At 43.9% G+C, this 1,484-nt stretch carries 1 protein-coding gene and 1 pseudogene; both read right to left on the bottom strand.

Going from position 1 to position 1,484, the window contains the following annotated elements; translation table 11 throughout:
* Positions 1-698: NTTRR-F1 domain (locus tag T344_RS31970; protein ID WP_027630306.1), on the bottom strand; the 698-nt coding region annotated here is incomplete at its 3' end.
* A 321-nt stretch (positions 699-1,019) separates the two neighbouring features.
* Positions 1,020-1,484: pseudogene (locus T344_RS31195) on the bottom strand (DNRLRE domain-containing protein); the annotation flags it as partial.

The following is a 1,484-nucleotide window of genomic DNA, read 5'->3' as shown; positions in this document are numbered from 1 at the left end:
CCAGTTGGACCCGTTGGGCCGGCAGGACCAGTAGCACCAGTTGGACCCGTTGGACCGGCAGCACCAGTATTACCCGTCGGCCCCGTCGGAGCAGTCGGACCAGTCGGACCTGTCGGACCAGTCGGACCAGTCGGACCAGTTGGACCAGTCGGACCAGTCGGACCTGTCGGACCAGTCGGACCAGTCGGACCAGTTGGACCAGTCGGACCTGTCGGACCAGTTGGACCTGTTGGACTTATACCGCCGGTTATCAATGATACATCATCTACAACCACATTAGCAGTACCGGGATCTCCTTGTTTACTGAACGAAACTATTGCCAATGTTGTTCCGGCAGGAGCAGGAGTGGTTGTGCCTGTGAATTGCTGCCAGTTGCCCAGGGATGCATCGGGAAGAGTGTTTGGCGGTATACTTATTATCAAACCCAGTCCAAGAAAGCTAAAAGAAGAATTAAAATATGAAATAGTGATTGTTGTAAGCGGATTGGGTAGAGGACCTATCTTCCCAAGAAATGCAGAAAAATTGGCGCTCTGGCTAAAATCTCCATCTACAATTTGGTATATAACCGATATACCGCTTTGCATAAGTGCGGAGAAGTTTCCAGAGTGCTTATATAGAGAAGTGATACTTGCATTGTCTACAAGCCAGGGAGGAAATGAGCCCGTCTCAAATCCGCCGTTTACGATCAATTCAGCCATTTATAAAATTTCACCTCCTGAAAGTTATGGGTAAAAGCATGCTGATAAAATAGATATAACATGCTCTTTAACATTATATGATTGATGGCTGTATTTGGTACTTGTCCAAGTATGTAATGTAGTTTATTGAAAATACTTTGATAAACCATATTAGTATTGGTACTTGAACAAAGAATATTGGCTGCAAATAATTTTGATTACTAGGTATAACCGCTTGCTATGTAATGTTCTGTATTACATTGTATTTCTTTGAACTTATAAATTTCATACTTTTAAGACAATGGAGAAGCAGGATACAATTTTCAGTATCCTGCTAGAAAATTATTCAAATACAATAGCATTCATATTTCTATTAAGAGCCGTACCTGTCGCAACATTTGTTGCAGTGGTAAATATAACACGGACTTGATAGCCAGCTGTTTCATTTGACACAGCTGTATCAACCTGAGTATTCGAGATTGAAAATCTATGAGTACCGGCTGAAGGAGCCGAATCAATAAATGTCTTCGTTGTTATTAATGTCGTATCTCTGTAAAGTCTTACCTCAAAAGACGTAGCCCAGTTAGCCGTGGTTATTGCTTCCACAGAAACAGAATAGTCAATTTTAACATTCTCGCCTGATACAACTGGTACACTTACGGTTGCTACAGTCACTTCAGTACTTAGCGGGGGATATACGGTGATGCCTCCTGCTGTCTGACTGAAAAACAGTTCGGGTACACCTGCTGTCGGCCCAGGCACACCAGTCGGTCCAGGAGCACCAGTCGGTCCAGGAACACCAGTCGG

It is taken from the genome of Ruminiclostridium cellobioparum DSM 1351 = ATCC 15832, assembly GCF_000621505.1.
GTDB classification, from domain to species: Bacteria; Bacillota; Clostridia; order Acetivibrionales; family DSM-1351; genus Ruminiclostridium; species Ruminiclostridium cellobioparum.
Note: the sequence above shows the minus strand (reverse complement) of the source record. Positions and strands in the feature narration are given on the sequence as shown.